We start from the raw sequence: 25,639 nt of genomic DNA on the forward strand, positions 1-25,639 counted from the left end.
TGGCTTCTTCCCGTCCTTGTGACCGCACTCTGAGCATATCTGACTTGACGGAAACCACCTGCTTATCCTGATGACTTCTTTCCCATACCAGGAAGCCTTGTACCTAAGTTTCGATACAAGGCTCGTCCATGATACATCAGAAATGCTTTTTGCCAGTTTGTGGCTCTAGCATCATGCCCTTCACGTTAAGGTCCTCGATACAGATGATGTCGTGGTTTTTGACTATCTCTATACTGAGTTTGTTCAGAAATTCATTTCGCTGGTTCGCAACCCTTTCATGGAGCCTTGCTACCTTCTGTCTCTGCTTCTGATAGTTCCTGGCTTCAGAGAGAGTGATTCCCCTTTTTTCCGCAGCAAGTGCACGCCTTGCAAGCTTTCGCTGCTCGCGTATAAGCCTCTCTTCCATTTGCCTGGTGAAATGGTTGTTGTCATTCCTGGTGCCGTCTGACAGGACTGCAAAGTCAGTGATTCCGAGGTCAATTCCGACGGCGGAGTCAGTCTTGGGCAATTCACAGATTTCCTCTTCACAAAGGATTGATACGAAGAACTTCCCGCTCGGTTTCCTTCGTACTGTGGCATTCAGTATACGCCCTTTCATATCCCTGCTGTCTGCAAACTTTACGAGGCCGAGCTTAGGCAGCTTCAGGCAATTTCCGGATACTGCGATATTGTTGTTAGTGAATTGTGTGGTGTAGCTTTGCCTCGGGCTCTTTTTGCTCTTGAACTTGGGGTGCTCATTCTGTCCTTTGAAGAATCGGGAGAAGGCATCCGACAGGTTACGGAGCGAATTCTGGAGGGAGAACTTATCCACTTCACAAAGCCATGCAGGTTCCGGGTCCCTCTTCATCCTTGTCAGAAGTTTGGAGCATTCGGAATAAGTCAGGCCTTTTCCTGTCTCCTCATATTCCTTGTTCCAGAGTTCCAGGAAATGGTTGTATACATACCTTGAACAGCCGATGGTCCTTACAATCAGTGTTTCCTGTATCTTATCCGGATAGATACGGTATTCATAGGCCTTATGCTGCAGCACTGCACTCACCTCCAGAGATGTCAAAGTTTGGAATGTCTCATTTCTTTTTCTGATTCTGTATGTACCTGCGGATTTGTTCCTCGGTGCTTTCGATCTGCAGATGTACATACTCATTATGCGTTTCAACATCCAAAATATACAAAGCATTGTTATCAGTAATCAGAATTTACAAATCGTTCACATAACCGTGTACATAATGGATTTTAGACATAAGAATACCCCAGGTACGTATAACATTTGGAAATGCAAAGCTATTATTCAAGTACTTGATGATATTTATTACTTTGTATGTATTATTCTTCAAACTATTGATTATTTCTTGACTTTGCTTGCTAACTCACGACTGAAGTCACGAGTTTGCGCAAGCTATTTCATCAAGGAAATGCATATACCCACTTAAGAAGGAAGTTCGCTCATTTGAGACGGTCCTGCTCATACTATTATTATAATCACGCAGACGCCAGCTTATTTTGAATTTTCACTCAATTTCATTGAACATGTTCGCTTTTAGGAATACAATTATTCCAGATGCAGAAGTTATAGCATGACGAGAACGGTGTGATTGAGAATCCAAAATGAAAGGTGGAGTTTGTAGACATGTATGAAAAGATCTTGTCCCCTATCAAAGTCGGAAATGTGGACCTTAAGAACCGCGTTATTTATCTGGCCATGGCAAAATACCTGTCAACACCTGACAACTTCGTGACGGACCGTCAGATCGCTTACTATGCCGCAAGAGCCAAGGGCGGCGCAGGGCTGGTTATCCCCGGTGCATGCATAGTCGACCCTCTGTATCCCTCCACTCTTCCGATGCAGCCCGGACTTTATGATGACAAGTTCATACCAGGGCTTACCAGGCTGGTTGATGCTGTCCATGCTGCCGGGGCGAAGATCTTCCTACAGCCATGGCATCCGGGAGTAACCCCATACGGCTGCAGGCCAGAGGATGTGAAGCAGGTTGCGGATTGGACGATAGACGAAATACACGGACTACAGAAATTGTTCGCCGATGCCTGCGTACGTATCAAGAAGAGCGGCGCAGACGGTGTGGAATTCCACATCGCCCATAATTATCTGCCAGAACAGTTCGCTGTCCCGCTTTTCAATAAAAGAACAGACGAATATGGTGCTGATACTGTCGAAAACGCAATGCGCTTTTCAACCGAATCACTTCAGGGTATCAGAGCAGCATGCGGGGATGATTTCACCATAGTCGTGAAGATAAACGGCACTGACCTGACACCGGGAGGCATGACCCCGGAGCGCGCAGCTGAAGCCTCGGCTCTTCTGGAAAAGGCAGGGGCTTCCATGATAACAGTAAGTGCAGGAGGCGGACTCACTGACCTTACCGGAATGTCGTCTGACGGACACAGGGAAGAAGGCTGGAAGGTTCCATTTGCAAAGACCGTAAAGGACTCTGTCACTATTCCTGTAGCAGCCACCGGAGACATAAGGCATCCTGAATTCGCGGAAAGAATACTTGAAGAAGGACTGTGTGACATGGTCGGCATAGGCAGAGGGCTGTTCGCCGAGCCTGAATGGGTGAACAAGCTTTCTGCAGGCCGCGAAGATGAGATGCGCACCTGTATTTCATGCATGAGCTGCTTTGACTACTGTCCTCCGGGAAAGTCAGGCTGCGCTGTAAATCCGCTGGCAATGAGGGAATCAGAGAATGTATCATTGTCTTACGATGGGGGCGGAAGAACCGTAGCTGTAATTGGTGCCGGACCTGCCGGGCTTGAGGCTGCAGTCACTCTCGCTGAAAGGAAATTCAAGCCTGTGGTTTTCGAGTCAGAAGTGAAGATAGGCGGAATGGAGAGGATAGGCGCTATCCCTGACGGAAAGTCGAAGGTAAACTGGCACATAGATTACTATAAGAAGCAAATTGGCAGATTAGGCATTGACCTCAGAACAGGCACCAGGGCGACCCTCGAGGATATCCAGAAGCTCAATCCATACGCTGTTCTCATCGCAACAGGTTCAGATCCGATTTTCCCGCGAAGTGTAAAGGGAATTGACAAGCCAAACGTTGCGATGATCAGGGATGTCCTTGATGACTTCCCTGACATATCAGGCAAGGAGATCGTAATTGTAGGTGCCGGTCTTACAGGACTTGAAACTGCAGCTACCTTCGCAGCGAGGAAGAACAAGGTCACAGTCATCGATATGCTTCCTGAACCGAACTACGAGTCGCTTCCCGTTGACCACCTGCTTGCAATCGGGTATGCAAAGGGCAGCAGAGTCGATGTCAGGATGTCACACAAGCTTCTTGCCGTCGAGGATGCTGCAGTGGTTTCAGAAAACACCCTGACAAATGAATCGGTGAACATACCTGCAGATATGGTGGTAATCTCCATGGGAGCCCGTCCAAATGACTCATTATATGAAGAGATCAGGGACAAGTTTGAAAGAGTGATAAAAATCGGGGACTCATCAAGTGTCGGGAAGATCATGAATGCTGTCCAGAGTGGCTTTGACACCGCTGTCAACCTTGAGTGAGGCTGCCCTTTCATATGGTTAGTCCAATCCAACCGGTAAAATAAACGTACCCTGCCTGGCAGCCTTGGTTGACTGCCCGGCAGGGTACGCCTTATTTTATTTCCTTGTTATCCTGTCCAATTATTGCTTTGGAACTTCCCTGGCTGATGTCAGTCAAGGTGATTATATGAAATCAGCCTCTGGATGTGTACTGCCAGATAAACGAGCTCTTCATTTGGAATGTCCTTCTCGTAGATCTGCCTGATGTAATCACTGATCTTCATCGCGCCTCTCATGGCATTCGGATAGGATCTTGAGATCTGGTGGTAAAGGAAATCATCCTCGTCAGTGAGCATTTTCCCGGAGAAGAACCTCTCCACGAAAAACTTGACGTGCGTCACGAATCGGGTATAGTGGATGTTTTCCGTATCCATGTTGACATTAAGCGTGTATCTCACCATGTTGACTATGTTGCCGGTCATCTTGGCTGCCTTCATGGCGTCCTTCGATGCCTGGCCTTCACCCTGGGCATTTATGAGGTGGAAGGCAATATTTGCTGCCTCTTCCTCAGGGAGCTCAATATTGAGCCTGCCGTTCACAAGATTCACGGCATATAGCCCGATCTTGAATTCTTCCCTGTAGTAGTTCTTGACCTCCCAAAAAAGCTTGTTGGTTATGTTGATTTCCTTCCTGTACCTTTCAACTGCAAAGTTCAGATGGTCCATCAGCGTGAAGTATATTCCGGGATTGAGCTTCACATTCAGCTTTTCCTCAGCCTTCTTCACTATATCCTGTGTCATCTCAAGGAATTCAGGGGACACTGAATCGAGTATCTCGAAGAACCCCGCTGTCTTTATCTTGTCAACAGGTATGAAGACCTGGTCCGCCTGATGCTCCAGTATCTCGCTTCCGGCCTTCTGTCCGTATCCTATGCCTTTTCCAAGCAGGATGTATTCCCTCTTTTGTTCGTCTTCCGCTATTACTACGCTTGAATTCAGAACCTTTTTGATCTTCTTCACGTTAATGCCCTCTTTTGAGTATTATTAGATCAGTCCAAATCCGCTCCATTGCTTCCTATGACTTTCTTGTACCAGTAGAACGAGTCCTTGCGGCTTCTCTCAAGCGTGCCGTTTCCCTCATCATCCTGGTCTACATATATGAATCCGTAACGCTTGGACATCTGTGACGTACCTGCGCTTACGAGGTCTATAGGTCCCCAGCTTGTATATCCGAAGAGCTCAACGCCCTCTTCGATCGCTTCCTTCATGTACCTGATATGCTCCCTGAAGTAAGTGACCCTGTAGTCATCATGTATGGTACCGTCTGCTTCGACCTTGTCTACAGCTCCCATGCCGTTTTCAACGATGATAAGAGGCTTCTTGTATCTGTCATAAAGCTCCAGCAGGGATATCTTCAGGCCCTTCGGGTCTATCTGCCATCCCCAGTCGGTTGACGGAAGGTATGGATTCTTGACTCCAAGTATGGTATTTCCAGCGGCCTTCTCAAGGCCTTCCCTTGCGGATTCTGTCAGGGACATGTAGTAGCTGAAGGAAACATAATCCACGGTGTGCTTCTTAAGGATTTCCGCGTCGCCTGGTTCCATTACTATCTTAATGCCCTTGTTCTCGAGCATCCTCAGTATGAGTACCGGATACTCTCCAAAGACCTGCACATCAGAGTAGAAATGGTTCAGCAGGTTCTTCTTGAGTGTAAGCTCCACGTCATCAGGGTTGCAGGTGTTGGGATATGTCGTGAGCTTTGTGAGCATGCAGCCCATCTGGCTTCCTGGGATTATCCTGTGGCAGTCTTCAGTCACAAGCGCTGACGCCACGAACTGGTGATGGAGCGCCTGGAACACGACCTCTTCTTCCTTGCCATCGGGACAACGGTCTGGAATGATACCCGCTGTTGTGAACGGATGTCTTATTATACTGTCTATCTCATTGAAAGTCAGCCAGTATTTTACGAGATCCCTGTATCTTGTGAAGCAGATATTTGAGAATCTCGTGAACAGTCCGACTACCCTCCTGTCAGCCCAGCCGTTGTACTTAACACTCAGGGACAAAGGCATCTCATAGTGGGAAAGGGTGACTATTGGTTCAATCCCAAGCCTCCTCATTTCCTTGAACAGGCTCTCGTAGAACTCTAGTCCCTTTTCATTGGGAGTCTCCTCTTCGCCTGTCGGGAAGATCCTTGTCCAGGCTATCGATACCCTGAGCGCCTTGAAGCCCATCTCAGCAAAGAGAGCAAGGTCTTCCTTCCAGTGGTGGTAGAAGTCTATTCCTCTCCTCTTCGGATAGCTTGAAGCATCCTTGTCGTTTATTGCATTCTCAACTATCTTCGAGCTTATGGCAACATGTCCGGCATAGTCCTTGACATCAAGATGCGCCTTGTACATGGCTACATCAGCGACGCTCAGCCCCTTCCCATCAACATCATATGCCCCTTCAACCTGGTTGGCGGCTATAGCGCCGCCCCACAGGAAATTATCTGGAAATCCCTTCTTCATTCTTACCTCTCTTTCAGTTTGCAAGCTCTGTTACAGTCATAAGGTTGTCAGTGTATTTCACGCTGCTTACTTCCCTGACCTTTACCTCATACTCATCCTTGTTGGTCACGACCACTACAGTTACAGGGTCGAAGCCTTCAGCGACGATCTTTTCAAGGTCGAATTCAAGGAGCAGGTCTCCAGCCTTCACCAAGTCGCCTACCTTTACCTTGGGCTCGAAGTGCTTACCTCCGAGCTTTACAGTATCAAGTCCTACGTGGAACAGTATCTGTGCTCCGTTATTTGTTGTCATTCCAAGTGCGTGGTTCGTCTCGAACACCATCTCTATCTTTCCTGCTACAGGAGCATACAGCTTACCCTCTGAAGGTACTACCGCTATACCATCTCCCATCGCCCTTGACGAGAACACATCATCCTTGACCTCTGAAAGGGATATTACTGTTCCGTTAAGCGGGCTTCTGAAAGTCTCCTCAGATCCTATCGACACTGCGAGAACTTCCTTCGCCTTTTCAGCGGAGTTGTCCTTACCAAGCACAAGTGCTGCAGCGAAGGCCACTATGAAGGATATGGCAAGTCCGATTATTGCGTTGACTATGTTGTTAGGCGCTGTCTCTGATATGAACATGGAGATGCTGGCAAGTCCGGGTCCGACTATCGCAAACGCATGTAGTCCTACAAGACCTACATATGAACCACCTACGAAGGAACCGATGACTACGCTGGCAAGTACCTTCTTGTTCTGGAGTGTTACTCCGTACAGAGCAGGCTCGGTGATTCCGAAAAGCGCTGATATTCCCGCTGAGATCGCAATCGACCTGAGATTCTTGTCCCTGGTCCTTATCGCAACTCCGAAGCATGCACCGCTTTCAGCGATGTTGTGTGCGAGTGATGCAGGAAGATAGAGTATCTCCTTGCCAAGCTGTGTGAATGTGGAGATCGCGTATGGAAGCATCGCCTTGTGCATTCCTGTAGCTACCATGAACGGAAGTACAGCTGCAAGGAGACCTACCGCTATCCAGCCCATCTTCGCGAATATGGCGAGGATCACTGCTGCAAATCCCTGACCGAAGTTGAAGCCCGCCGGTCCGAGGAGAAGAAGCGCTGCCGGTACAGTTACCAGAAGGGACATCATCGGGACCAGGAATATCCTTACCGACTTCGGTGAAACCTTAGTGAAGAACTTCTCAAGCTGAGCATACAGCAGCACTGTGAGTATCGCAGGGAATACCTGGTACGCATAGGCTATGTTCTGTACCCCGAATCCGAACAGCTGGGTGCCTTCCTTGAGGAGTGCGGTCATGTTCGGAAGTATGAGTGCGGCAACAGCCGACATTGCCACAAGGCTGTTTACCTTTAGCTTGTTCGCAGTGGTTATGGCTACCATTATCGGAAGGAAGTACAGAGGTGCATCTCCTATGTAGCTCAGTATCTTGTATGTCGATGAGCCTGTAGCCATTATTCCGGCGACTGAAAGGAGAAGAAGGAGTGATTTCAGGACTCCGCCTCCGGCAATTGCAGGAACAAGCGGCTGGAATATGCCTACCATGAAGTCAAGAACAAGTGCGCCAAGCTTCTGCTTCTCTTTTGGCTTGTCTGAAGCCTGTGATGAAAGGTCCGCATTTCCTATGAGCTTCATTATCTCGTCGTATACTTCGATGACATCGTTGCCGATAACGACCTGGCACTGTCCTGTCATCTTGACAGCCATTACTCCCTCGGTCGACTCGAGCTTCTTGACGTCAGCCTTCTTGCTGTCGACAAGTGAGAACCTGAGCCTCGTCGAGCAATGCTCGAAATGGGATATGTTTTCTTTTCCACCGACATTTTTCAGTATTTCAGCTGCGGTTTGTTTGTAGTTCATTTTTCCCTCTCCTTTATGATCATCATCTCACAGAACAAAAAAAGACCCAAAATGACAAATCAAATGATTTAGTCATTTCGGATCCTGCCTGCATTACCAGTCACATGTCCAAGTTTTATTCCGTTGTTGTCAGTATATCCACGAAAAAAGAAAACGTCAACAGCATTTTCAAAACCTGAAAATTGGTAAGGCACCCGTACATCACCTCGCTTCAATATTGCCTTCTGCAAAGAAATCCCTCACTTGCTGAGTCTTTGCCAGCTTATGAATGTCATTTTAGTAATTTGTCACAAATCTTCGCACATTTGACATGGTTCATCAGAAACAAACCGCATGAATTTGCTGTTCATCCATAAGCGATACGAAATATTTCAAGTTTGTCAAAATTTAAAAATACTTTGATATTCAAAGTATATATTTTTTGATTTCTTTTATGCATGTATGAAAACGATAAATGTTGTGATTTTACGTATAAATCCTTATAATGAAGACAACGACAGAAAGTCGAACGAAGTAAACGGAGGGTTTTTCGTATGAAAAAAATGCTGGCTATTGTCATGTCCATCCTGATTGTAGGTATGGTCGTCGCTGGTTGCGGGCAGAAGACACCTACAACAAGCGGATTCGAAATTGCGCTTATCACCGACAAGGGAAACATCGATGACAAGTCATTCAACCAGGGAGCCTGGGAAGGCGTCGTGAAGTTCGCTGAAGAGGCCAAGATCACCCACAAGTACTACAAACCGGAGGAGGCATCCGATGCAGGATATCTTGCAGCGATAGACCTTGCGGTAACCGGAGGAGCAAAGGTAATCGTCACTCCTGGATTCCTGTTCGAGGTTCCGATGTATGACGCGCAGACAAAGTATCCGAACGTCAAGTTCATACTTCTTGATGGAGCACCTCATACAGCTGACTACAAGACCTTCGAGACAAAGTCAAACGTAGCAAGCGTATTCTACGCTGAAGAAGAATCAGGATATCTCGCTGGCTATGCGGCAGTAATGGATGGAATGACCAAGCTTGGTTTCATGGGCGGAATGGCTGTTCCTGCAGTTCAGGCATTTGGATACGGATTCCTTCAGGGAGCAGAGAATGCAGCCAAGGAGCTCGGACTCGCTGACGGATCAGTCAAGGTAACCTACCACTACACAGGAAACTTTGAAGAGAACGACACCAACAAGGCTACTGCAAAGACCATGTACCAGGAAGGTGCTGAAGTCATATTCGCAGCAGGCGGAGCAGTAGGAAAGTCAGTAATGTCAGCAGCTACCGAAGCGAATGCGAAGGTAATCGGAGTAGACGTAGACCAGAGATATGACAGCCCAACCGTTATCACTTCAGCAATGAAGGGACTCGGAGCATCAGTCATAAGCGTTCTTGAGTCCATATACAAGACTAACAGCTGGACCACCTATGCTGGAAAGTCAACATACTTCAACGCAACGAACGACGGAGTAGGACTTCCTACAGAAGTAATCGGCGACACCAAGGCAAACGCATTCGACAGATTCAAGAAATTCGACAAGGCAGCATATGACAAGGTATACGAGACCCTTTCCAAGGGAACTGTAGACCCGATCCGTGAGCTCAAGGTAGCAGCAGAGACAGGATATGCGACTGCAGCAGAGCTTAAGGACGGACTCAAGCTTGTCAAGGTAGCAGTAACTACAAGATAATCTTAAAGTCAGCTCGCATATTGGCCTGCGCCTTATGCAAGTAAGGAAAGCAAAAGGGGGAAGGCGCGAGTTTTCCCCTATTTTCGTCTAAAATAACAGGAAGGAAGAAGAGGTTATCGTGGAAAACAATTATATTATCGAGATGCGCAACATAACCAAAGTGTTTCCAGGCATCATCGCAAATGATGATGTCACCCTTAACTTGAAAAAGGGCGAAGTCCATGCTCTTCTCGGTGAGAACGGAGCCGGAAAATCCACGCTCATGAGCGTCCTCTTCGGACTTTATCAGGCTGAAAAGGGCGAAATAAGGAAGAATGGACAGGTTGTAAAGATAAACAATCCAAACGATGCTAATAACCTTGGTATTGGAATGGTCCACCAGCACTTCAAGCTTGTAGAGATCTTCACTGTACTTGAAAACATAATACTTGGTGTAGAGCCTACGAAAATGGGACTCCTGGAAGAAAGCGAAGCAAGGGATAAGGTAGTAGCCCTAAGCGAGCAGTACGGGCTTAAGGTAGACCCAGATGCTGTCATTGAGAAGATAAGCGTCGGAATGCAGCAGAGGGTCGAGATACTCAAGATGCTTTACAGGGACAACGAGATACTCATATTCGACGAACCTACCGCAGTGCTCACTCCTCAGGAGATCAAGGAGCTCCTTGAGATAATGAAAGGGTTTGCAAAGGAAGGCAAATCCATACTCTTCATCACCCACAAGCTGAATGAGATCAAGGAAGTGGCGGACAGGTGCACAGTCCTCAGAAAAGGCAAGTACATCGGTACTGTCGATGTCAAGACCACGTCCAAGGAAGAGCTTTCAAGGATGATGGTAGGCAGGGATATCAGCTTCAGCGTTGACAAGAAGCCAAGCGAACCGCAGGATGTCGTTCTTTCAGTGAAGAATGTCACAGTACCTTCCAAGACACACAAGAACAACGCCGTCAAGAACGTATCCTTTGATGTCAGTAGAGGCGAGATCGTCTGCCTTGCAGGAATCGACGGAAATGGACAGACAGAGTTTGTTTCAGCACTTACTGGTCTGGAGAAGATGACCGGGGGAACGATCACCCTGGCAGGAAAAGACATAACCAAAGCAAACATCAGGACCCGTTCAGAAGCCGGAATGAGCCACATTCCGGAGGACAGGCACAAGCACGGGCTCGTACTTGACTATAGCCTGGAAGAGAACCTGATACTCCAGAGATACTGGCAGCCTGATTTCCAGAAGAAAGGATTCCTGAGATTCGATTCAATGAGAAAATATGCCGAAAAGCTGATCAGCCAGTATGATGTGAGAAGCGGACAGGGACCGGTTACACCTGCCAGGAGCATGTCGGGAGGAAACCAGCAGAAGGCGATAATCGCCAGGGAGATAGACAAGCACCATGAGCTTCTTGTGGCAGTCCAGCCGACAAGGGGACTTGACGTAGGTGCAATAGAGTACATCCACAAGCAGCTGGTTTCAACCAGGGATGCAGGGAAGGGCGTGCTTCTGATATCCCTTGAGCTTGACGAAGTCATGAACGTGAGTGATAGGATTCTTGTCATGTATGAGGGGGAGATAGTTGGAGAACTAGATCCAAAGAGGACTACCGTCGAAGAGCTCGGACTGTACATGTCAGGCGCAAAGAGGAATACGGCAAAGGAGAACAGCCATGGAGAATAAGAAGGCTTTTGACATCACGAAAATAACCAAGACCAAGGGATTCTCATCCTTCACATCAGCACTCCTCGCCATATTCCTGGGACTTGTCTTCGGATTCATAGTTATGCTTGCTGCCGACGCAGGAAACGCCATAGCGGGATTCTCGAATGTAATGGCCGGAGGCTTCAAGCGACTTGGCGATGTCCTGTACTTCGCGACACCGATCATGATGACCGGACTTGCCGTAGGCTTCGCATTCAAGATGGGGCTCTTCAACATAGGAGCATCCGGACAGTACACCATGGGAATGTTCTTCGCACTATATGTTGGATTCATGGTGAAGCTTCCAGGCAGCCTCCATTGGATAGCTGCCATTGCTGCAGGAATGGTAGGCGGCATGCTCTGGGGGATCATCCCTGGAATATTCAAGTCACTCCTCAACGTTAACGAAGTCATAACCTCTATAATGTTCAACTACATAGGAATGTACCTCATCGACATGCTGATCCAGAGCAATGGAACCATGTATGTATCTTCAAAGACAAGGACCAACTATCTGCCAACAAGTGTTCAGCTGCCTTCGCTTGGTATCAGCGGATCAAACGTCAACGTTTCGATCATCCTAGCCATAATAATCGGAATACTGCTGTATATCCTGCTCCAGAAGACAACCTTTGGCTATGAGCTCAAGGCTACTGGCTTCAACAAGTTCGCAGCAGCCTATGCCGGAATGAACGGAAAGAAGAACATAATACTCACCATGGCAATAGCCGGTGGCCTTGCAGGTCTCGGCGGAGCCTTTGCGATACTTGCACCGTCAGGTATCACAGGCAGCAGCATGACCTATGAGCCGATAAACATCATAGCTTCCGCAGGCTTCAACGGAATAGCTGTCGCCCTGCTTGGAAACTCACACCCCTTAGGCATAATCTTCTCCGCCCTCTTCATATCTCACATCCAGAGAGGCGGAACCCTTGCAAGCCTTCAGGGCTACAAGCCAGAGATCATAGACGTTGTAATCGCCGTGATAATATACTTCTCGGCATTTGCCATGGTAATGAATGCAGCGGCAGGAAGGTTCCTTAAGAAGCGGCTGCATCATGATGAAGCGAAGGAGGTGAAGTAAGTGGATACTCTATACTATCTTGTACAGAACATGCTTCCTGTAGGAATTCCACTGCTTCTCGTTGCTCTGGGAGGTATGTACAGCGAAAGAAGCGGTGTCATCAACATCGCGCTTGAAGGAATCATGCTATTTGGAGCTTTCTTCGGTGCCCTGTTCGTATTCGCCGTCCAGAAGAGCGGAATGAACCCTCAGACGATCCTACTTCTTGGAATGGTCGTAGCTGCGGTTTCAGGACTGATGTACTCGCTCCTGCTGTCGTTTGCCGCAGTAAGCATGAAGGCAAACCAGACAATTACAGGAACTTCACTTAACATGCTCATACCTGCAGCAATACTTCTGTTCGCCAAGATGTTCTTCAACAGCGACGGAATAACAACCAGTATGAACTTCTATATCCAGAAGGTCCCTGTCCTTGGAGACATTCCTGTAATAGGACGGCTGTTCTTCCAGAAGACCTATCTTACGATATACATAGGTTTTATAATAATGGCAGTTGTAACTGTCGTCTTCTACAAGACAAGGTTTGGCCTTAGGCTCCGGGCATGCGGAGAGCATCCGCAGGCTGCCGACTCTGTCGGAATCAACGTATACTTCATGAGATACGCAGGAGTCAGCATTTCAGGGATACTTGCAGGCATAGGTGGTTTCTTCTATTCTGTAGGTGTAATGGATGGCAATGTCAACGGACATACCGGAGTCGCAGGCTTCGGATTCCTTGCCCTGGCAGTCATGATCTTCGGACAATGGAGACCGGGAAGGATACTGTTTGCTGCCATGTTCTTCGCATTCCTGAGGACCCTGGCATACTCAGTAGCCCTCATACCGTTCCTTAACAACCTTGGAATAAACCAGACCTACTACAAGATGCTCCCATACGTGGCCACAATGGTTGTCCTCGCCTTCACCTCGAAGAAATCAAGGGCTCCTAAGGCAGAAGGAATACCATACGACAAGTCACTGAGATAATAAACGAAATATGCTAAATCAAGAAGTGCTGACAATCCAGAATCGGATGATCAGCACTTCTTTCATGTCGCACGTATAGATTCCTGGTCATTTGCCCGGGAACTGAAATGGCTTAAAAATTCGAAAATAGCAAGAACATGATTTACAAGAACATGTTCTTGCTATTTTATGTTTTGAGCAGATTCTCTGTTTAACTCACAGCGTTCGCTGACCTGACCGATACTATGTTTCTCCATACCACAGCAGACAGAACAACTAACCCCCCAGCAAGCGAAAACAGTGTCGGAACCTCACCATCGAATATGAATACCCAGAGCGGATTGAGAAGAGGCTCGATAACAGTTATGAGTATTGCTTCAAGTGCCTTCAGGTGCCTTATGGCAAGTGCGTACAGGATGTATGATACACCGAGCTGTATGGTACCCAGAAGCACAATTCCTATAAGGCTCTTAAAATCCGGAAGTCCGCCAAACAGGAACGGTATCGAAACCAGGAACGTGGCAAAGTTTCCAAGAAGCATAGTCTCAACAGGCGACCCGTCCTTTTGGAACCTGAGTGCGATTGTTACGCAGGCAAGGAAGAATCCTGAGAGTATTGCGACAATGTTTCCGGCCATGTTGCCCTTCCCTGCCGAATCGGTGAAGAACAGGACCATTCCTCCGAGCACTATGATAACTGAGACTATGTCAAACCAGCGCACCTTCTCCTTAAGAAGCCATACCGACAGCCCTGCCACGAATGCAGGCGCGGTGTACTGGAGAAGGATAGCATTGGCGGATGTGGTCATCTTGTTGGCAATGACGAACATTATTACTGTGCATGCATATGCGGCAGCTCCTGCAAGCTGAGGTTTTGAGAGGGTTATCTTGGGCTTCTTCAGGTAGAATAGTATGAGGAATCCCGCAATAAGGCTTCTTGAGCCGGCTATTGCGACAGGATTCCAATCCACAAGCTTTATGAGTATTCCTCCGGTGCTCCACAGAACTGCTGCCATAAGCAGCTGGAGTATCGCTTTCTTTCTTTCGCTCAAATGAATCTCCCCTTTTTAGGATACGTGATTATTATACAGCCAACATCTTTTATTGTCATTACAGTGAAAGCAGATAGTATCAGTGTCTCCGGATAATCATAATCAGGTTGTTAACGGATATTTTACAATGAAAATGGCTTTGAACCGTCTCTGACACTATGATTTCCATATGTATGTATTACAATTAAATTGACCTGAAACTGAATCATCAGAGGGGGATTTTTGAATGGTAATTGATGCGAGAAATCTTGTTAAGCGCTATGGGACACTTACCGCACTGGACCATCTGGATATCGGAGTGCATGAAGGGGAAGTATTCGGACTCCTGGGTCCGAATGGATCAGGAAAGACAACAGCAATAAACTGCATACTGTCCCTTCTCGAGTATGACGAGGGTACAATCGAAGTATTTGGAACACCCATGACACCGGAGAACTACGCCGCAAAGAGGGATATCGGCATCGTAATGCAGAATGTCGCCGTATTCCAGGAGCTTACAGTACACGAGAACATAGACTATTTCTGCGGACTGTATGTAACCGACAAGGCCCTTCGGAAAAAGCTGGTGGATGAGGCGATCGCCTTTACAGGGCTTGAGGACTTCCGAAAGTTTCGTCCGAAGAAGCTTTCAGGGGGACTTCTGAGGAGACTGAACATCGCCTGCGGCATTGCCCACAAGCCAAAGCTCATAATCCTTGACGAGCCTACGGTAGCTGTAGACCCTCAGAGCAGGAACAAGATCCTCGAGGGCATAACAGAACTCAACAGGAACGGGGCTACTGTTGTCTATACCTCCCACTATATGGAGGAGGTTGAGCAGATATGCACAAGGATAATGATAATTGACAAGGGGAGGGCTATTGCCACAGGGACGAAGGATGAACTGAAGGAAATGGTCTCGATCGGGGAGAAGGTAATAGTCGATGCTGAGGAACTTCCTGATTCTGTCATGGCTGAGCTAAGGATGATAGACGGGGTCTCATCGTCAGAGTATGTTGACAAGGTTCTTACAGTTGTCTCAGAAAGGGGAATGAGCAGCCTCGAGGAGGTCCTCGAGATACTCAAAAGGACCGGAGTCAAATATTCAAGGATCAGGACCGAGCTGCCAACACTTAACGACGTATTCCTTGAAATTACAGGCAAAGAACTGAGGGACTAAGGAGGCATAGGCTATGTTCACCCATATATTCAGGACAAGGCTCAAGTGCCTTCTCAGGGACAAGGAGACTGTATTCTGGTCAATGCTTTTCCCACTTATACTGGCTATATTCTTCAATGTTGCCTTTTCCAGCCTGAACGAGCACGAAGCCTTCGAACCCGTCAGGATTGCTGTCGTAGATGACAAGGCATATCAGGAGAACCACTCTTTCCAGGATGCCCTGAAGGGAGTATCGACGGGTGAGGACAGGCTCTTTGACCTGTCTGAAACAAGCCTTGATGAAGCAAAAGTACTGCTCGAGAACGGCAGCATAGAGGCCTATGTCATTTCAGACACCACTCCAAGGCTCGTCACAGCTACGACGGGACTTGGACCTTCGATTGCCAAGATATTCCTCGACAGCTATGTGCAGCTGTCCTCATCAGTCACGTCCATCATGTCTCAGGACCCTGCGGCACATGAAAAACTGCTTGAGAGCCTGAGCAGCAGGACCGCATACACCAGGGAGGTATCTCCCGGAGGTGGAAGTCCAAACAGCATACTAAACTATTACTACTCCCTTATCGCCATGGCATGCTTCTATGGGGCTTTCTTCGGCAACAGGGAGATAATGGACATACAGGCGAACCTCTCACCGCTTGCGGCAAGGGTATCGGTATCACCTGTCCACAAGCTCCGTTCGTTCATCTACAGCCTCATGGCGTCACTTCTTATACATGGTGTCGAGATGCTCATCCTGATTCTGTTCCTCTCTAAGGTCATCGGAGTTGATTTCGGTAATGACACGGCCTTCGTGGTCTTTACAGCACTCGCCGGATCATTCACAGGTGTTACCTTTGGAGCCTTCGTAAGCTCACTTGTCAAAAAGGATGAGGGAGTCAAGACCGGTGTGATACTTGCCGTATCAATGACAGGCTCATTCCTAGCTGGAATGATGTATGAGGGGATGAAATATATCGTAAGCGAAAATGCGCCCATACTGTCATACCTGAATCCTGTCAACCTTCTGACTGATGCCTTCTACAGCCTTTACTACTATGACACGTACAGGAGGTATGCCCTTAACATGGGGATACTCGGCATATTCGCCGCCATATTCTGCACAGGGACATATCTTGTCGTGAGGAGGCGAAAATATGCAAGTATTTAAGCTCTGCCTGAAGATCATCAGGAAAAACCTTCCTCTGATGGGTCTTTACATCGGAATTTTCCTTTTCATCTCAATACTCATATCATCATCGAACACACAGCGGGATGAGAAGATAACCGCCTTCACAGCATCAAAGACAGCAGTCGCATTCATGGCAGAGGAGGATACTCCCCTCGTGCGCGGACTGAAGGATGAACTGGCAAAGGTAGGGAACTTCATAGAGATAGATGATACGGAGGATGCTATAAAGGATGCCCTGTTCTTCAGGAGCGTATACTATGTCATAAGGATTCCGGAAGGCTTCACAGATGGATTCATGTCAGGCAAGCCTTCTGTTCTGGAAACCACCATAGTTCCAGGAACCATAGCTGCAGTATACCTTGACATGGCGGTAGACCAATACCTTAACACTGCAAGGCTTTACGCTGACACCCTTCCCGGGATTACCGGGGAAGAAATGGCAAGCAAGGTGAAGGAGGACCTTTCAGGCACTGCCGATGTTGAAATATCAATACCTGAAGGATCGACAAATGGTGAAAACTGGTCAATATACTACTTCAACTATATGGCTTATTCCCTCCTGTCAGTGCTCATCCTTGGAATAAGCTCAATAATGCTGGTACTCAAGGACAAGGACATCATGAAGAGGAATTTCTCATCTCCTCTTAAAAGGGATTCCATAACATCCCAGATGTTCCTTGCAACTGTCCTTTTCACTGTGGCTGCATGGCTTATACTGGCGGCTGCGTGCTTCATACTCAACTTCAAGAGGAACCTGAACATCAACTTCCTCATGTTCCTCCTGAACTCATTCATTTTCGCACTGGCGAGCACAGGAATCAGCTTCCTGATTGCCAGCCTGATCAAGGGAAGGAACGCTATTGCTGCGGTGAGCAATGTTGTCACCATGGGCTCCTGCTTCCTCGGAGGTGTATTCGTACCACAGGAATTCCTGGGACCTGCAGTACTGCAGGTTGCAAGGCTGATGCCCACCTACTGGTATGTGCGGGCAAATACCGCCATCGGGTCTATATCACGGTTTGACCTCCGGAATTCCAGCGATATCCTCATATCGATGGCTATAGTGGCAGCCTTTGGTATAGCCGCATTTATCGCATCAATTCTCCTTGGGAGAAGGAAGAGCCTCACAGCCTGAATATTCCATTCGACGGACCGCCCTTTGCAGAAACAAGGGCGGTCTTTCTATTGCCATCATAATCCCACTTGTTTTAGTTAAACAAATAACAATCCTTAAGATATCATAGGATGTGTCGTATAATAGACATATCGCTGTCACTTCTGCGATTGGAGATTCGAATGATGAATGTGATCCATACTGAACATGACAAGAACTACAGGAAGAGATTCAGGAATGCAAATATTGCGCTATTTCTTGGCGCCTTCAATACCTTCGCCATCATGAACAGCACCCAGCCAATACTGCCGAACCTTGCTTCGGAGTTCAGCCTGCTGCCGGCTTCAGCCAGTCTGTCACAGTCTGTCACCACGCTGACCCTTGCCTTCTGCCTTCTCATTGCAGGATCAATATCGGAGGTCTATGGCAGGAAGGTAGTAATGTCGATTTCAGCGGTGGCTTCAGCCGTCCTTGCTATCCTCTCAGGCTTTTCCTCTACCTTTGAACTGCTTATCCTTATAAGGGTGCTTCAGGGAATCGCCCTGGCAGGGCTTCCTGCCATCGCAATGGCCTACATAAGCGAGGAGTTTGACAGGAAGGATATCCCCTTCGCCATGGGACTGTACATCAGCGGGAACACAATTGGCGGGATGTCCGGAAGGCTCATTATCGGTCTACTGGCGAACATCTTCACCTGGAGGTCAGCCCTGATATTCATTGGTGCCATAGGAGTGATTAACAGCATCGGATTCGTCCTGCTGCTCCCTGAATCCAGGAATTTCATTGCAAAGAAGATGGATGTCAGAAGCCTAACAGGGTCGCTTATCGGCCACATGAGAAATCCCAGGCTTGTCCTCATCTACGGAATGTCATTCCTCATGATGGGAAGCTTCGTTTCGATCTATAACTACATAGGCTTCGAGCTTATCGCTCCGCCATACCTTCTGGACAGAAGGCTTGTGAGCTTCGTATTCCTCATTTACCTTACCGGTACCTTCAGTTCCACCTTCCTCAGCAGCATGTCCGCAAGGCACAGAAGGTCGCACATAATCATACCATCCATGCTGATAATGATACTCGGGACTGTGATGACCCTGTCAGGGGTCCTTGTAGTGACAGTGCTTGGCATTGCACTCTTCACCTTCGGTTTCTTCGGATGCCATCCGATCAACAGCGCATGGGTTGCAGGCATAGCAAAATCGAGCAAGGCACAGGCAAGCTCATTGTACCTTTTCTTCTACTACGCAGGTGCAAGTGTCGGAGGAACCGTATCAGGCATATTCTACCAGAGCTTCGGCTGGACAGGCATTGTAATATCCATAACCGTGTTTGTCCTGGTCTCGCTTTTATTCCTGCTGGTCCTGACAACAGCATACAGGGAAGTTGAAGCTATAGCTTAAGGGACTGCGGCATCGAGCCGCAGTCCCTTAATATCAATATCCCTTTTCCATTTCAGTTATCCTGTCGAATATCTCCCTGTTCACCGGAGTGTCCACTCCATGCTTTTTCCCAAGCTCAAGTACAGTACCTGCGAAGAGCTCAAGCTCGCTCATCCTCCTGGCTTCCACATCCTGCCTCATTGATGGCTTACCGTCAGGGCTAAGGGTAGCCAAGATCCCCATCCAGTACTCAAGGTCTGCCTCTGTCAGGTTCACACCTTCCTTTTCTGAAAGTGCGATGACCTCCCGCATTGCAGACTTCATCATTTCCCTGGAAGGACCCTCCTTATGTATCTCCCCATAGGTTCCTCCATAGAGGGATACCACCTGGTTTACTCCGACGTTCAGCATGAATTTGCTCCACATCTTCCTGTACATATCATTCTCGATCTCGCACTTCACACCATGGCTGTTCAAGAATCCATGGAGCGCAAGGATCCTCTCCGTCGGTTCTTCCATCTTCTTCTCACCAATTACGAGCATTCCCATGTTCTTATAGGTAAGGGAATTCCCTTCCTTTACTGCATCCATGCCCTGTGCAACGCAGTATACAACCTTGTCATGTCCGAATGCTTCTCCCAGCACCTCTTCGCTCTTTATTCCGTTGAGTGTGGAGATTATCATTGTATTTTCGCCTATCTGATGCTTCATTGACCTTATCGCATCGGATAGTCCATTGTACTTTACTGCGAATATCGCAAGGTCAACTGGGGTACCTTCGTCATCAGCCTGGAATTCGAAGCTGCACCTCTCTCCATTGCTGTAGATCCCCTGCTCTTCATACCTTTTGATCCTTTCCCTGTCTGCAACGACCTTGAAGCTTCCCTTCTCCATGGTCTTCTGGAGCTGGTTCCCGAACATTACACCAAGCGCTCCAAGCCCTACAAGCGACACCTTCCTTATTTCCATATCAGCCCTCCTGTATATATCTAAGAGAATATTAGAAATATTCTACCACGCACTGTCAGCTCATGGCAATATACGTTCCAAACGTTTACAGCTTAGGCTCATGATGATATTCTGGTCATATGGACACAGAATCTTATTAAAGGGAGGGACAAAATGGATAAGGTAGCCATATTCGCATTCAGGGGAGACCCCACGTGCTTCGTGCACGTTCTGCTGAACTCCATCGACATGAAGGAAAAGGGTATCGATGTCAGGGTGATACTTGAAGGAGAAGCGGTAAGGCTCATAAAGGAAATGAGGGAGTCTGACAACAAGCTTTTTGGAAAGGCATTCGACATGGGCCTCTTCGACAGTGTCTGCAAGGGATGCTCCGCAAAGTTCGGTGTACTTGAGTACAACCTGGGCTCCGGCATTCCGGTAAATGGCGACATGAGCGGCCATCCTCCCATGGAACCTTATATCAGGCAGGGCTACAGCATAATAACGCTCTAGATAAAAACCGGAATCATCACGATTCCGGTTTTTAAGTGTCCGTATACTGTCTAAAGCAAAGCTTCAGCGAATCCTGAGGCTGCAAGGACCACAAGGGCTGCAATCAGCACATTCGTCTCATCCTTTGTGAATGTGAGGTCAATGAGCTTCTTCTGCACTGTCCATCCCTTAGGCGGGAACTTGTCAGAGACCTTTATGCTAAGCGCAAGGGATCCGGCACAGAACATTGCATAGGAGAGGTATTCGAGGAATCCTGTCTTAAGGAAGCCTGCCGAATAGCTGCCTATCCCCTGGAAGAATTCCGGTCCGCCATTCATTCCTCCGAACCAGCCCCCTGTGGCCGCCTGAAGGAGGAATATGGCAAGTCCGGGAGTAAGGGCCCCTGCCCTTACGAGTATGTTTCCTCCGACTATGAACAGGACTACCGTTCCGCTGTCTGCAATGAGCCTTATTGGATCCTTTGATACCTCTGCCGCTCCGGCTGCAGGAACACCGGGCCATGCATCCCCATGGGTGAGATAAGAGATCATGAACATGGCTGCATATAACACCAGAAACAAGGCAAAAAGCGGGATAACCCTTTCCATAGGTCTCTTCTCATAAAGTTTCTTCAGCATATCTTCAACTCCTGATGCTTGGATTATGGCATATTTCCTTATTCCAGTATATCATTTATAGGCAGGGAGTATACTCATAAATGAAGTTTCTGTAAAGGTTTGTATTTTTATTACAATTTTCCGTTTTATATATTGTAATTTTATTTCATAGCCGTATAATGGTGTCAATGAAGAACAAGGAGGATTCTTATGGATTTGACAAAACTTACTACTGAATCAAGAAACCTTGACACTTTGGACATCGACAGGGTATCGACCCTCGAGATGATGCGGATGCTGAACAGGGAGGACATGAAGGTCCCTGTGGCGGTGGCAAAGTCGCTGGAAAGGATCGCCGAAGCGGTGGATGCAGCTTCAGATGCGATTAAGTCGGGAGGCAGGCTGGTCTATACGGGTGCAGGTACGAGCGGAAGGCTTGGAATACTTGATGCTTCGGAATGCCCACCCACCTTCGGTACTGACCCGAATTTGGTTGTAGGAATCATCGCCGGAGGCAAGGAAGCTATACTCAAGGCTGTTGAAGGCGCTGAGGATGATTTTGCCGGCGGAGCCCGCGACCTCATCTCCATTGGCTTCACGAAAAAGGACATACTTGTCGGGATCGCAGCCAGCGGTAGGACACCTTATGTCCTCGGAGCCCTTGAACATGCGAAGAAGCTGGGAGCAGTCACTGTATCGGTCTCCTGCAATAGAGGGTCAGCGATGGCAGCAGCTGCAGACATACCGATAGTGGCTGAAGTCGGCCCTGAAGCCATCACCGGTTCAACCAGGCTCAAAGCCGGGACAGCACAGAAGCTCATACTCAACATGATCACTACGGGAACCATGGTTAAGCTGGGTAAGGTGTACTCGAACATCATGGTTGACGTATCAGCCACAAACGAGAAGCTTGTTGAAAGAAGGAAGAACATAGTGATGCAGGCAACAGGCGCCGACCCGGATGAAGCTGCAAGGCTTATCGGGCTTTCCGGAGGAAATCCCAAGCTTGCGATACTCATTAAGCTTACCGGACTTGGCAGGGATGAAGCTTCGCTTCTTCTCGAAAAGAACAGCGGATACATATTGAAGGCGCTTGATGCTACTGACAAGCAGATCAGGGAGGAATAGAAATGGCAGCAAAAAACGACAGACTGACATCCGAGATACTTGAGAACGTTGGCGGCAAAGGTAATGTCGCTTCAATAACAAACTGCATGACACGCGTAAGGATGACCTTCAAGGACAATTCCAAGGTCAACAGGGACGGGCTGAAGAAGGTCGAAGGTGTGATGGGAGTAGTTGAAAGCTGCGGGCAGTACCAGATAGTGGTAGGACCGGGCACCTCCACCAAGATCGCCCAGGAGCTCGAGAAGATTACCGGGATAAAGGGACAGGTCGATGCGGACTTCGGAAATGCCGATGCGGTAAAGAAGGATATGAAGGCAAGGTACGAGAAGCCCTTCTCCAGGGTACTGAAGTCGATCTCCAACATATTCATACCTCTGATACCTGCATTCATAGCATCAGGACTCATAATGGGCATAAACAACCTGCTGAAGAATCCTCTTGTCCTTCCAGGCTTTGCTGCGGCAAACCCTGCACTTGTCGGACTTCTCGGGATCTTCGGTGCCGCAATATTCGCATACATGAACATACTTGTCGGCTACAATGCAGCAAGGGAATTCGGCGGCTCAGCTGCCCTCGGAGCAGTCATGGCAGGGATCCTGATGCATCCGTCCCTCGGGGACGTAGTCCTTTTCGGGACTAAGCTTGTTCCTGGCAGAGGCGGAATAATCGCGGTACTTCTTGTCGTCTTCTTCGCCTCGAGGGTCGAGAAGGCAGTGAGGAAAGTAATGCCTGAGTCACTTGACCTCATAATAACACCGCTCGTGACAGTCCTTGTAGCAGGTGCTGCAGCGGTCTTCGTGCTTCAGCCTCTTGGCGGATGGATATCGGAATCCATAGGCAGGGCGGTAACAGGTGCCATATCAGGAGGAGGAGCTTTCATCGGGGCAGTGCTTGCAGGAACATTCCTTCCGCTGGTCATGACCGGAATCCATCAGGGCCTTACTCCTATACACGCTGACCTTATTGCCTCAAAGGGCTTCACCATACTTCTTCCGATCCTTGCCATGGCCGGTGCAGGTCAGGTGGGAGCATCAATTGCAGTATACTTCAAGACAAAGAACCAGAGGCTCAAGAGAACGATAGCATCAGCACTTCCTGTTGGAATCCTTGGTGTTGGCGAGCCACTCATATACGGTGTCACACTTCCCCTTGGAAAGCCTTTCCTCGGCGCCTGCATAGGTGGTGCGGCAGGCGGAGCCGTAGTCGCGGCATTCGGCAATATCGGCGCAGTAGCCCTGGGACTTTCAGGACTTCCGCTCGCAGCGGCCATCGTTCCTGGTGGAGCCATGAAATACCTCATCGGAGTAATATCAGCTTATATAGTTGGCTTCATTGCGACAAGCCTTATAGGCTTCAATGACCCGGTCGAAGAATAAGGTCACTAAGAGGGTGAAGATATGCATGGAATCTCAATATTCCCCGGAATGGGTTATCCCCTTGAAGACAGCCTGAAATACCTGGAGGAAGCCTCAAAAAGAGGCTTCACCAGGGTCTTCACCTCCCTGCACATACCTGAGGCAGACAGTGCACTTGAGTATGAAGCTGAAGCAATAGCAGAGAAGGCGGCTTCACTTGGCATGGAGCTGACAGCTGATGTCTCGAAGGGGTATATGAAGAAGGCTGAGAGCATTGGTCTTAAGCTTCATGCCCTTAGGCTGGATTTCGGATTCTCTCCGGAGGAGATAGCTGAGCTGTCAAATAGAGACAGCTTCAGGATACAGCTTAACGCATCCGTACTTGACGAGAGGAGCCTGGACAGGCTGCTTTCGATAGGACTTGATCCAGGCAACGTCGAAGTCTGCCACAACTACTATCCCCGGAGGGATACTGGTATATCCTGGGAATTCCTGAATAAGAGGAATGATTTTTTCCACACCCTTGGAATGAAGACGATGGCTTTCATTCCATCACTCTCCGGAAGGAGAGGTCCCCTGTTTGAAGGTTTGCCAACGGTTGAAGCCCACAGGGATATTCCTCCGCTGGTTTCAGCTCAGCATCTGATGAAGGGAGGAACTGACCTTGTCCTTTTTGGAGATGCGATAGCATCCCTCGAGGAGTTGGATTCCCTTTCTGGCATTAGACCGGATGTGGCAAGAGTCCCAATAAGACTTCTGGCTGATGAAGCTGATGCTTCAGCCTTACTGTCAGGTGTCCACCACAACAGGCTTGACCCGGCAGATTATGTCATAAGGTCAGAGGAATCAAGGCTTAATAAAAAAAGCAAGGTTTCTCCATCAAATTGTATTAAAAGAGCTGCCTATTCTGTTACAATTGATAATAACGGTTATGGAAGGTACGAGGGCGAGCTGCAGATCGTAAAGAAGGACCTGCCTGCGGACCCAAGGGTTAATGTCCTTGGAAGCTCGCTTTACGGAAGGCTCCTCATAGACATGCTCGGCCCGGGTGATGCCTTCGAGTTCCACATACTGAAGGATAGGATGTGATTTGATGGCTGGATTCCTGAGAATCGAGCAGATGCGAGCCGGCTTCTCAAAATCGGAGGAAAAGATCGCAGACTACATACTCGAAAACGAATCGAAGATACCCAAGTTCAACGTAAAGGAATTTGCTGACAGCGTAGGCACCAGTACCGCAAGCATCGTAAGGTTCGCAAAGAAGCTGGGATACCAGAGCTTTGTGGAGTTCAGGCTCGGTTTCCTCGAGTACCTGAAGGAATCCGAAAGCGGGACAACTGTATATGAGGCAGTTGAAAAGAGCGACTCTATGGGTGATATCATCGATAAGATCAGCTCCGGAAACTCCAAAGCGATACTTGATACGGCAGGAAGCCTCAATGCCGATATGGTAGCCCGTGCGGTTGATGCGATAATCAAATCGGAAAGGGTCTTCTTCTTCGGAGTAGGACAATCCGCCCTTGTCGCAGAGGACTTCCAGCTGAAGCTCATGAGGATAGGAAAGGACTCCATCTTCTACAAGGACACGCACAGCCAGCTTGCCTCTTCAGTGCACCTGAAGAAGGGTGACCTTGCAATAGGAATCTCAAACAGCGGCAGTTCCATCGAGGTCTTCAAGGCCCTGGAAAAGGCGAAGAGCAAGGGTGCGACAATAATAAGCATAACCACCCTTGGCAGGAATCCCATATCACAGCTCGCCGACATGGACTTCCATACTATAGCCGAGGAAAAGAACTACAGGACAGGAGCCATAGTCTCAAGGATGGCGCAGCTGACAATAGTCGACATACTCTTCATAGGGGTTGCCAGGATGAGCTTCGACGAAGTGAGGGACGACATAAAGGAAACCAGGAGCATGGTAGAAGGACTGAAGAGAGTGTAGAAAATTT

Annotated in this window: 22 protein-coding genes; 14 read left to right on the forward strand and 8 right to left on the reverse strand. The window is 48.3% G+C overall.

Features of this window, described 5'->3' with window-relative positions; translation table 11 throughout:
- Both T472_RS20635 and T472_RS19565 read right to left on the reverse strand, forming a co-directional pair.
- Positions 1-156: zinc ribbon domain-containing protein (locus tag T472_RS20635; RefSeq protein WP_152975147.1), on the reverse strand; the 156-nt coding region annotated here is incomplete at its 3' end.
- A complete protein-coding gene (locus tag T472_RS19565; protein WP_052011783.1) occupies positions 137-1,030 on the reverse strand; it encodes an RNA-guided endonuclease TnpB family protein in 894 nt (297 codons plus the stop codon). The genes T472_RS20635 and T472_RS19565, both read right to left, overlap by 20 nt.
- A 597-nt stretch (positions 1,031-1,627) precedes the next feature.
- On the opposite strand from T472_RS19565, the gene T472_RS08255 reads away from it, so the two are divergent.
- Entirely contained in the window at positions 1,628-3,529 is a 1,902-nt protein-coding gene (locus T472_RS08255) for an NAD(P)/FAD-dependent oxidoreductase (RefSeq protein WP_023387496.1), read from the forward strand.
- Between the two features lie 149 nt (positions 3,530-3,678).
- Here the strand turns inward: T472_RS08255 and T472_RS08260 are convergent, their stop codons facing one another.
- Genes T472_RS08260 through T472_RS08270 form a run of 3 tightly spaced genes read right to left on the reverse strand, consistent with a single transcriptional unit; the run spans position 3,679 to position 7,878 of the window.
- Positions 3,679-4,527, reverse strand: coding sequence for a PRD domain-containing protein (locus T472_RS08260; RefSeq protein WP_023387495.1), 849 nt, complete (start codon positions 4,525-4,527; stop codon positions 3,679-3,681).
- Positions 4,528-4,556: 29 nt separating this feature from the next.
- A complete protein-coding gene (locus T472_RS08265; protein WP_023863532.1) occupies positions 4,557-6,017 on the reverse strand; it encodes a glycoside hydrolase family 1 protein in 1,461 nt (486 codons plus the stop codon).
- Between the two features lie 13 nt (positions 6,018-6,030).
- Complete coding sequence (locus T472_RS08270; RefSeq protein WP_023387143.1) at positions 6,031-7,878, reverse strand: beta-glucoside-specific PTS transporter subunit IIABC; 1,848 nt, start codon at positions 7,876-7,878, stop codon at positions 6,031-6,033.
- Between the two features lie 533 nt (positions 7,879-8,411).
- Between T472_RS08270 and T472_RS08275 the strand changes: the two genes are divergently transcribed.
- The 4 genes from T472_RS08275 (at position 8,412) to T472_RS08290 (ending at position 13,297) form a co-directional block, all read left to right on the forward strand.
- Positions 8,412-9,557 carry a BMP family lipoprotein gene (locus T472_RS08275; protein WP_023387142.1) on the forward strand — a complete coding sequence of 382 codons (1,146 nt, stop codon included), beginning with the start codon at positions 8,412-8,414 and terminating at the stop codon, positions 9,555-9,557.
- 142 nt (positions 9,558-9,699) lie between these two features.
- The gene (locus T472_RS08280) at positions 9,700-11,226 is read left to right on the forward strand and encodes an ABC transporter ATP-binding protein (protein ID WP_040907134.1); all 1,527 of its coding nucleotides are present in this window, start codon (positions 9,700-9,702) and stop codon (positions 11,224-11,226) included.
- Positions 11,216-12,331: an ABC transporter permease gene (locus T472_RS08285; protein WP_023388503.1), complete on the forward strand. Its 1,116-nt coding sequence runs from the start codon at positions 11,216-11,218 to the stop codon at positions 12,329-12,331. The genes T472_RS08280 and T472_RS08285 overlap by 11 nt, the downstream gene beginning before the upstream one ends.
- The gene (locus tag T472_RS08290) at positions 12,332-13,297 is read left to right on the forward strand and encodes an ABC transporter permease (RefSeq protein WP_023388504.1); all 966 of its coding nucleotides are present in this window, start codon (positions 12,332-12,334) and stop codon (positions 13,295-13,297) included.
- 190 nt (positions 13,298-13,487) lie between these two features.
- Here T472_RS08290 and T472_RS08295 read toward each other — a convergent pair whose 3' ends face one another.
- Complete coding sequence (locus tag T472_RS08295) at positions 13,488-14,327, reverse strand: DMT family transporter (protein ID WP_023388505.1); 840 nt, start codon at positions 14,325-14,327, stop codon at positions 13,488-13,490.
- Positions 14,328-14,553: 226 nt separating this feature from the next.
- Between T472_RS08295 and T472_RS08300 the strand changes: the two genes are divergently transcribed.
- The 4 genes from T472_RS08300 to T472_RS08315 all read left to right on the forward strand — a co-directional run bounded on the left by T472_RS08300 (position 14,554) and on the right by T472_RS08315 (position 19,171).
- The gene (locus tag T472_RS08300) at positions 14,554-15,486 is read left to right on the forward strand and encodes an ABC transporter ATP-binding protein (protein WP_023388506.1); all 933 of its coding nucleotides are present in this window, start codon (positions 14,554-14,556) and stop codon (positions 15,484-15,486) included.
- Between the two features lie 13 nt (positions 15,487-15,499).
- Positions 15,500-16,636, forward strand: a complete 1,137-nt coding sequence (locus T472_RS08305) for an ABC transporter permease (protein WP_023388507.1) — start codon at positions 15,500-15,502, stop codon at positions 16,634-16,636.
- Entirely contained in the window at positions 16,623-17,792 is a 1,170-nt protein-coding gene (locus tag T472_RS08310) for an ABC transporter permease (protein ID WP_023388508.1), read from the forward strand. Before T472_RS08305 ends, T472_RS08310 begins: the two co-directional genes overlap by 14 nt.
- Before the next feature lie 161 nt (positions 17,793-17,953).
- A complete protein-coding gene (locus tag T472_RS08315; RefSeq protein WP_023388509.1) occupies positions 17,954-19,171 on the forward strand; it encodes an MFS transporter in 1,218 nt (405 codons plus the stop codon).
- A gap of 33 nt (positions 19,172-19,204) precedes the next feature.
- On the opposite strand, the gene T472_RS08320 is transcribed toward T472_RS08315, so the two are convergent.
- Entirely contained in the window at positions 19,205-20,119 is a 915-nt protein-coding gene (locus T472_RS08320; RefSeq protein ID WP_023388510.1) for a ketopantoate reductase family protein, read from the reverse strand.
- 153 nt (positions 20,120-20,272) lie between these two features.
- Between T472_RS08320 and T472_RS08325 the strand changes: the two genes are divergently transcribed.
- Positions 20,273-20,611: a hypothetical protein gene (locus T472_RS08325; RefSeq protein ID WP_023388511.1), complete on the forward strand. Its 339-nt coding sequence runs from the start codon at positions 20,273-20,275 to the stop codon at positions 20,609-20,611.
- Positions 20,612-20,661: 50 nt separating this feature from the next.
- On the opposite strand, the gene T472_RS08330 is transcribed toward T472_RS08325, so the two are convergent.
- Complete coding sequence (locus T472_RS08330; RefSeq protein WP_023388512.1) at positions 20,662-21,228, reverse strand: hypothetical protein; 567 nt, start codon at positions 21,226-21,228, stop codon at positions 20,662-20,664.
- A 189-nt stretch (positions 21,229-21,417) separates the two neighbouring features.
- Between T472_RS08330 and murQ the strand changes: the two genes are divergently transcribed.
- Genes murQ through T472_RS08350 form a run of 4 tightly spaced genes read left to right on the forward strand, consistent with a single transcriptional unit; the run spans position 21,418 to position 25,632 of the window.
- Positions 21,418-22,335, forward strand: a complete 918-nt coding sequence (gene murQ / locus T472_RS08335; RefSeq protein ID WP_023388513.1) for an N-acetylmuramic acid 6-phosphate etherase — start codon at positions 21,418-21,420, stop codon at positions 22,333-22,335.
- Positions 22,336-22,337: 2 nt separating this feature from the next.
- Positions 22,338-23,711, forward strand: coding sequence for a PTS transporter subunit EIIC (locus tag T472_RS08340; protein WP_023388514.1), 1,374 nt, complete (start codon positions 22,338-22,340; stop codon positions 23,709-23,711).
- Positions 23,712-23,732: 21 nt separating this feature from the next.
- On the forward strand, positions 23,733-24,779 hold the full coding sequence (locus T472_RS08345) for a MupG family TIM beta-alpha barrel fold protein (RefSeq protein ID WP_023388515.1): 1,047 nt from the start codon (positions 23,733-23,735) through the stop codon (positions 24,777-24,779).
- 4 nt (positions 24,780-24,783) lie between these two features.
- A complete protein-coding gene (locus tag T472_RS08350) occupies positions 24,784-25,632 on the forward strand; it encodes a MurR/RpiR family transcriptional regulator (protein WP_023388516.1) in 849 nt (282 codons plus the stop codon).
- Positions 25,633-25,639 lie beyond the last annotated feature (7 nt).

The organism is Youngiibacter fragilis 232.1 (assembly GCF_000495435.3).
Lineage (GTDB): Bacteria > Bacillota > Clostridia > Clostridiales > Clostridiaceae > Youngiibacter > Youngiibacter fragilis.

What these genes read in the sequence shown, in the direction of transcription:
- T472_RS08280 (WP_040907134.1), top strand. Translation starts at nt 9,700, where the DNA reads ATGCGCAACATAACCAAAGTGTTTCCAGGCATCATCGCAAATGATGAT.
- T472_RS08315 (WP_023388509.1), top strand. Translation starts at nt 17,954, where the DNA reads ATGATGAATGTGATCCATACTGAACATGACAAGAACTACAGGAAGAGA.
- T472_RS08300 (WP_023388506.1), top strand. Translation starts at nt 14,554, where the DNA reads ATGGTAATTGATGCGAGAAATCTTGTTAAGCGCTATGGGACACTTACC.
- murQ (WP_023388513.1), top strand. Translation starts at nt 21,418, where the DNA reads ATGGATTTGACAAAACTTACTACTGAATCAAGAAACCTTGACACTTTG.
- T472_RS08350 (WP_023388516.1), top strand. Translation starts at nt 24,784, where the DNA reads ATGGCTGGATTCCTGAGAATCGAGCAGATGCGAGCCGGCTTCTCAAAA.
- T472_RS08345 (WP_023388515.1), top strand. Translation starts at nt 23,733, where the DNA reads ATGCATGGAATCTCAATATTCCCCGGAATGGGTTATCCCCTTGAAGAC.
- T472_RS08270 (WP_023387143.1), bottom strand. Translation starts at nt 7,878, where the DNA reads ATGAACTACAAACAAACCGCAGCTGAAATACTGAAAAATGTCGGTGGA.
- T472_RS08265 (WP_023863532.1), bottom strand. Translation starts at nt 6,017, where the DNA reads ATGAAGAAGGGATTTCCAGATAATTTCCTGTGGGGCGGCGCTATAGCC.
- T472_RS08310 (WP_023388508.1), top strand. Translation starts at nt 16,623, where the DNA reads ATGCAAGTATTTAAGCTCTGCCTGAAGATCATCAGGAAAAACCTTCCT.
- T472_RS08305 (WP_023388507.1), top strand. Translation starts at nt 15,500, where the DNA reads ATGTTCACCCATATATTCAGGACAAGGCTCAAGTGCCTTCTCAGGGAC.
- T472_RS08325 (WP_023388511.1), top strand. Translation starts at nt 20,273, where the DNA reads ATGGATAAGGTAGCCATATTCGCATTCAGGGGAGACCCCACGTGCTTC.
- T472_RS08255 (WP_023387496.1), top strand. Translation starts at nt 1,628, where the DNA reads ATGTATGAAAAGATCTTGTCCCCTATCAAAGTCGGAAATGTGGACCTT.
- T472_RS08340 (WP_023388514.1), top strand. Translation starts at nt 22,338, where the DNA reads ATGGCAGCAAAAAACGACAGACTGACATCCGAGATACTTGAGAACGTT.
- T472_RS08275 (WP_023387142.1), top strand. Translation starts at nt 8,412, where the DNA reads ATGAAAAAAATGCTGGCTATTGTCATGTCCATCCTGATTGTAGGTATG.
- T472_RS08330 (WP_023388512.1), bottom strand. Translation starts at nt 21,228, where the DNA reads ATGCTGAAGAAACTTTATGAGAAGAGACCTATGGAAAGGGTTATCCCG.
- T472_RS08320 (WP_023388510.1), bottom strand. Translation starts at nt 20,119, where the DNA reads ATGGAAATAAGGAAGGTGTCGCTTGTAGGGCTTGGAGCGCTTGGTGTA.
- T472_RS08285 (WP_023388503.1), top strand. Translation starts at nt 11,216, where the DNA reads ATGGAGAATAAGAAGGCTTTTGACATCACGAAAATAACCAAGACCAAG.